Genomic DNA, 5,670 nt, shown 5'->3' on the forward strand with positions numbered 1-5,670 from the left:
AGGGGGCAAGCTTCCTCCTGATGATCGCCAGGAACATCGACCCCACAGCCGACCCGGAGGCCAGGTCGGCGACGTTCGATCTGCCGCTGACGCGCGCGGATATCGCGGATTTCCTCGGTCTGACGATCGAGACGGTAAGCCGCCAGTTGACCAGGCTGCGAACCGATGACGTCATCCGGATCGAGAACAACCGGCGCGTTTTGGTGGACAGCCTCGGCCGGCTGGAGCAGCGCTCCGGCGCCTAGACCCGGCGTCGCCGGCGCCCTTGCGGTTCTAGTCAGAATCTGCGATCCTGATCAGCGGCAGCACGTGCTCGCGTTCAAACGCTATATGCCGGCGCAGGCTTTCGAAGAAACCGCGCAACATGAAGCCGATGGCTTCTGCATTATCTACCCTCTCGCCGTGACCGATCGCCAGCAGAATTTCAGTGATCTCGTCGGCGAAGCATTCGTCTTCGACGTGCTCGGCGCGCAGCCGCTGGATTGAAGCAACACCCGCATTGTTGGCCGCCACCGCAACCTCGTAGGCGGGAAAGATGACCGTCTCTTCGTATCGATGAATGCTGCGCAGCAGCGGAACGATCGCGTTGGCCGTGCCGAGGCACTTCAGACGATCGACGCCTGGCAAGGCGTCTGCAATTCTTTCCAGGGCAACGCAGAGCTGCAGCTTCTCCCAATGCGCGCGCTTCATCACCGCGGCTGGGATCGCCTCCCTGCCCACTCGCGCCGAAGCCATCGCGTCTTCGCTGCGCGCATCGAACAACGACGGTCCTTGCTCCCCGCTCAATGCAGTCTCCCTTGGCTGGATCGAGGCTGCCCAATCCAAAACAAGGCGGCTTTGACCTGGATCAAGGCGACACCGCAGCAACTGCGGAATTGGTGCCGATGCGGATCGACGTCCGCGCACCAGAATCCAAGGTCGGGGACATGCCATGAAATTCGGCACGGAAATTGTCTTGTTGTGCTTCTTCACCTTCCTGGCGCTGGTGGCAGCCGGCTTTGGTGTCGACGAACCTTTCCGGCAGCACATGTGGGCGCTGTTCTTTGTGTTGCTCGGTTCTGTCGTTGTCCTCCTGCGCAACACGAGCTTTGCAGCGCCCGTCCCGATTGATCCCTCCGCCTATATGGATGGGCCGGTCCGTTACGGTGCCATCGCAACGATGTTCTGGGGCGTCGTCGGCATGCTGGTCGGCGTGATCATTGCCTTGCAGCTTGCCTACCCGGACCTCAACATCCAGCCTTGGTTCAACTTCGGCCGCCTGCGGCCGCTGCACACATCCGGCGTTGTCTTCGCCTTCGGCGGCAATGCGCTGCTTTGCACGTCTCTGTATGTTGTGCAGCGCACCTGCCGCGCCCGGCTCTTCGGCGGCGATCTCGCCTGGTTCGTGTTCTGGGGCTATCAGCTTTTCATCGTCATGGCCGCGACCGGCTACCTGCTTGGCATCACCGAGAGCCGCGAATACGCCGAACCCGAATGGTATGTGGACCTTTGGCTGACCATCGTCTGGGTCGCTTATCTCATCCTGTTCCTCGGCACGATCCTGAAGCGCAAGGAACCGCACATCTACGTCGCGAACTGGTTCTACCTGTCCTTCATCGTCACCATCGCGATGCTGCATGTCGTCAACAACCTCTCAATGCCCGCCTCGCTGCTGGGCTCGAAAAGCTATTCCGCCTTTTCCGGCGTTCAGGACGCGCTGACGCAGTGGTGGTACGGCCACAACGCCGTTGGCTTCTTCCTGACCGCCGGGTTCCTCGGCATGATGTACTATTTCGTGCCCAAGCAAGTGAACCGGCCGGTCTACTCCTACCGGCTTTCGATCATCCACTTCTGGGCGATCATCTTTCTCTACATTTGGGCGGGCCCCCATCACCTGCACTATACCGCCCTGCCCGACTGGGCGCAGACGCTGGGCATGGTGTTCTCGATCATGCTGTGGATGCCTTCCTGGGGTGGCATGATCAACGGCCTCATGACGCTCTCCGGCGCCTGGGACAAGATCCGCACCGATCCGATTGTCCGCATGATGGTCGTAGCCATCGCCTTCTACGGCATGTCGACCTTCGAAGGTCCGATGATGTCGATCAAGGCGGTCAACTCGCTGTCGCACTACACGGACTGGACCATCGGCCACGTCCATTCCGGCGCGCTCGGCTGGGTTGGCATGATCTCGTTCGGCGCGATCTATTACATGGTGCCTAAACTTTGGAACCGCGAGCGTCTGTATTCGCTGCGGCTCGTCACATGGCACTTCTGGCTGGCCACGCTGGGGATCGTCGTCTACGCCGCGGTGATGTGGGTTTCCGGCATCATGCAGGGCCTGATGTGGCGCGAATATGATGAGCAGGGCTTCTTGGTCTACTCCTTCGCCGAAACCGTCGCTGCCATGCATCCCTACTATGTGATGCGGGCTGCGGGCGGCGCGATGTATCTCTCCGGCGCGCTGCTGATGGCCTGGAACATCACCATGACCATCCTCGGCTACCAGCGCGAGGAGCAACCGTTGCCGGGTTCCGAGCCCGCCCTCCAGCCTGCCGAATAAGGAGCCACACATGGGCTTGATGGACAAACACGCAATCATCGAGAAGAACGCGACGCTTCTTCTCATTGGCTCGCTGCTCGTGGTGACTGTCGGCGGCATCGTCGAGATCGCACCGCTCTTCTATCTCGACAACACGATCGAGAAGGTCGAAGGCATGCGGCCCTATTCGCCGCTCGAACTCGCGGGGCGCAACATCTATGTGCGCGAGGGCTGCTATCTCTGCCATAGCCAGATGATCCGGCCGTTCCGCGACGAGGTCGAGCGCTACGGTCACTACAGCCTGGCGGCGGAGTCGATGTACGATCATCCGTTCCAGTGGGGCTCCAAACGAACCGGCCCCGATCTCGCGCGCGTCGGCGATCGCTACTCCAACGCTTGGCATGTGCAGCACCTCGCCGATCCGCGTTCGGTGGTGCCGGAATCGATCATGCCTCGCTATGCCTTCCTGAAGGATACGCCGGTCGAGGTGAAGAACTTCTCGACGCATCTGGTCGCCAACAGCCGGGTCGGTGTCCCCTATTCCGACGACATGATCGCCAACGCCAATGCCGATCTGATGGCACAGGCCGATCCCAGTGCCGACACGTCCGGCCTGGAAAAGCGCTATCCGAAAGCCAAGGTCGGCGACTTCGACGGCAATCCGCTGCAGGTCACCGAGATGGATGCCTTGGTCGCTTATCTCCAGATGCTCGGCACTCTGGTCGATTTCAAGACCTACGACGAAGCCGCCGGCTACCGCTGAGGAGACCGACCATGGATTACAATCTGATGCGGGAATTCGCCGACAGCTGGGGCCTGCTCGCCATGGCGCTGTTCTTTGTCGGATGCATTGCCTTCGCACTGCGGCCCGGCGGTCGCAGCCAAGCTGACGAAGCCGCCCGCATTCCCCTCAAGGACGACTGATCATGAGCACAGAGCATATCGACGACGTCTCGGGCATCTCGACGACCGGCCATGAGTGGGACGGCATCAAGGAGCTCAACAACCCTCTTCCCCGCTGGTGGGTGATAACCTTCTACATCACCATCGCCTGGGCGATCGGCTACACCATCGCCTACCCGGCGTGGCCAATGCTGTCTTCGGCGACAAGGGGCGTGCTCGGCTACTCCAGCCGCAACGATGTCAAGAACGAGTTGGCCGCTGCCGAAGCCGCAAAAGGCAAGTATGTCGCCGCCATCCAGGCGAAGACCGTCTCCGAGATCGCTGCTGATGACGCGCTGCGTGAATTCGCGGTTGCGGCCGGCGGAGCGACGTTCAAGGTCAATTGTGTGCAGTGCCACGGCTCAGGCGCCCAAGGATCCGCGGGTTTCCCCAACCTCAACGACGACGACTGGTTGTGGGGCGGCAATGCCGAGCAGCTCGAGCAGACGATCATGCACGGCATCCGCTTCGCCTCCAATCCTGATACGCGGCAATCGGAAATGCCTGCCTTTGGCGACATCATCACGGGCGACCAGATCAAGCAGGTCAGCGCCTATGTCGCCAGCCTTTCCGGTCCGGTCCAGGACAAAGGCCTGATCGAGCCCGGCGCCAAGGTGTTCGCGGAAAATTGCGTCGCCTGCCATGACGCTAATGCGAAGGGCAACAGGGAGTTCGGGGCGCCCGACCTGACCGATGCGATCTGGCTCTACGGATCGGGCGAGACGGCCATCGCGGCCCAGGTCCGCGTGCCGAAACATGGCGTCATGCCAGCCTGGATCGGACGTCTCGGCGAGACCAAGGTCAAGGAGCTTGCGGTCTACGTCCATTCGCTTGGCGGCGGAGAATAGGAGGCGGGGCCTATTCTCGGCCCTCGGCCGCCAAAGCGTAGAGGCCCGGCCAGCGCCGGGCCTCGTTTCATTCCGTCATGTGAAGATTGACCTGCATCAACGCGGCGAAGCCCGTCCGGCGGCAAGAGTTGCTCGGGCGGGATTATCGGTCGTGCGCAAATGGAGATGAAGGTGCTGGATCAGACGCAGGTGGAACGGCTGGAGGCAGAGGCGGTCAACTCCGCCAGGGTCCGGCAGCCGCTTTATGCCCCGCGCAGGAAGATCTTCCCGAAACGCGCTTCAGGCAGCTTTCGCCGCTTCAAATGGCTGGTGATGGCGATCACGCTGGGCATCTACTACCTGACGCCATGGCTGCGGTGGGATCGCGGCGCGTTCGCGCCCGATCAGGCAGTGCTGCTCGATCTCGCCAACCGCCGCTTCTACTTCTTCTTCATCGAGATATGGCCGCAGGAATTCTACTACGTCGCTGGACTTCTGATGATGGCCGGCATCGGCCTCTTCCTGATTACATCCACGGTCGGCCGCGCTTGGTGCGGCTATACCTGCCCGCAGACCGTATGGGTCGACCTGTTCCTGGTGGTGGAGCAGGCGATCGAAGGCGATCGCAACGCCCGCATGAAGCTTGACGCCGGCCCATGGACGGCACGCAAGCTGGTGCTGCGTGCATCGAAGCACGCCATCTGGCTGGTGATAGCGGCAGCAACCGGCGGCGCCTGGATCTTCTATTTCGCCGATGCGCCGACACTGGCCGGTGAGGTTTTCCATGGCACGGCCGCGCCGGTCGCCTATGTGACCATCCTCGTGCTGACGGCGACCACCTACACATTCGGCGGGCTGATGCGCGAACAGGTCTGTACCTACATGTGCCCATGGCCGCGCATCCAGGCCGCCATGCTGGACGAGAATTCGCTCACTGTGACTTACAATGACTGGCGCGGCGAGCCCCGCTCGCGCCATGCCAAGAAAGCCCTTGCCGCCGGACAGCCAGTTGGCGATTGCGTCGACTGCAATGCCTGTGTCGCTGTCTGCCCGATGGGTATCGACATTCGGGACGGTCAGCAGCTCGAATGCATCACCTGCGCGCTCTGCATCGATGCCTGCGACAGCGTGATGGACAAGCTCGGCAGGCAGCGCGGACTGATCTCCTATGCGACATTGTCCGACTACAATGCCAACATGGCTGTGGCCACTGCGGGGGGGTCACGCCCGGTGGATCCCTCGCTGGTGCGAACTGCCGACGGCGCCTTTTCGGAAAAGTTGGCGCATTTCCACATTCGCAAGATCTTCCGTCCGCGCACCTTCATCTATCTGGGCGCATGGTCGGCGGTCGGGCTCGCGCTGCTCTATTCGCTCCTGACC

7 protein-coding genes are annotated in these 5,670 nt (G+C 61.7%); 6 read left to right on the forward strand and 1 reads right to left on the reverse strand.

What is annotated here, in order from left to right:
• The coding region (locus EOA33_RS22040) for a helix-turn-helix domain-containing protein (RefSeq protein WP_127406584.1) at nt 1-245 on the forward strand (245 nt) is incomplete at its 5' end.
• Between the two features lie 28 nt (nt 246-273).
• On the opposite strand, the gene EOA33_RS22045 is transcribed toward EOA33_RS22040, so the two are convergent.
• On the reverse strand, nt 274-690 hold the full coding sequence (locus tag EOA33_RS22045; RefSeq protein ID WP_127406591.1) for a hemerythrin domain-containing protein: 417 nt from the start codon (nt 688-690) through the stop codon (nt 274-276).
• A 241-nt stretch (nt 691-931) separates the two neighbouring features.
• Here EOA33_RS22045 and ccoN point away from each other — a divergent pair, with 241 nt between their 5' ends.
• The 5 genes from ccoN to ccoG form a co-directional block, all read left to right on the forward strand.
• Nucleotides 932-2,542 carry a cytochrome-c oxidase, cbb3-type subunit I gene (ccoN, locus tag EOA33_RS22050; protein WP_127406586.1) on the forward strand — a complete coding sequence of 537 codons (1,611 nt, stop codon included), beginning with the start codon at nt 932-934 and terminating at the stop codon, nt 2,540-2,542.
• 10 nt (nt 2,543-2,552) lie between these two features.
• The gene (gene ccoO, locus EOA33_RS22055) at nt 2,553-3,284 is read left to right on the forward strand and encodes a cytochrome-c oxidase, cbb3-type subunit II (protein ID WP_126058908.1); all 732 of its coding nucleotides are present in this window, start codon (nt 2,553-2,555) and stop codon (nt 3,282-3,284) included.
• Nucleotides 3,285-3,295: 11 nt separating this feature from the next.
• Nucleotides 3,296-3,445: a CcoQ/FixQ family Cbb3-type cytochrome c oxidase assembly chaperone gene (locus EOA33_RS22060; protein WP_019860163.1), complete on the forward strand. Its 150-nt coding sequence runs from the start codon at nt 3,296-3,298 to the stop codon at nt 3,443-3,445.
• A gap of 2 nt (nt 3,446-3,447) precedes the next feature.
• On the forward strand, nt 3,448-4,311 hold the full coding sequence (gene ccoP, locus EOA33_RS22065; protein WP_127406587.1) for a cytochrome-c oxidase, cbb3-type subunit III: 864 nt from the start codon (nt 3,448-3,450) through the stop codon (nt 4,309-4,311).
• A 171-nt stretch (nt 4,312-4,482) separates the two neighbouring features.
• A partial coding sequence (ccoG, locus tag EOA33_RS22070; protein ID WP_190234332.1) for a cytochrome c oxidase accessory protein CcoG occupies nt 4,483-5,670 on the forward strand: 1,188 nt, incomplete at its 3' end.

Source organism: Mesorhizobium sp. M4A.F.Ca.ET.050.02.1.1, from assembly GCF_003997725.1.
Taxonomy (GTDB): Bacteria; Pseudomonadota; Alphaproteobacteria; order Rhizobiales; family Rhizobiaceae; genus Mesorhizobium.

Excerpts from the sequence above, each read along its gene's own strand:
- EOA33_RS22045 (WP_127406591.1), bottom strand. The coding sequence starts at position 690 with ATGAAGCGCGCGCATTGGGAGAAGCTGCAGCTCTGCGTTGCCCTGGAA.
- ccoO (WP_126058908.1), top strand. The coding sequence starts at position 2,553 with ATGGGCTTGATGGACAAACACGCAATCATCGAGAAGAACGCGACGCTT.
- EOA33_RS22060 (WP_019860163.1), top strand. The coding sequence starts at position 3,296 with ATGGATTACAATCTGATGCGGGAATTCGCCGACAGCTGGGGCCTGCTC.
- ccoP (WP_127406587.1), top strand. The coding sequence starts at position 3,448 with ATGAGCACAGAGCATATCGACGACGTCTCGGGCATCTCGACGACCGGC.
- ccoN (WP_127406586.1), top strand. The coding sequence starts at position 932 with ATGAAATTCGGCACGGAAATTGTCTTGTTGTGCTTCTTCACCTTCCTG.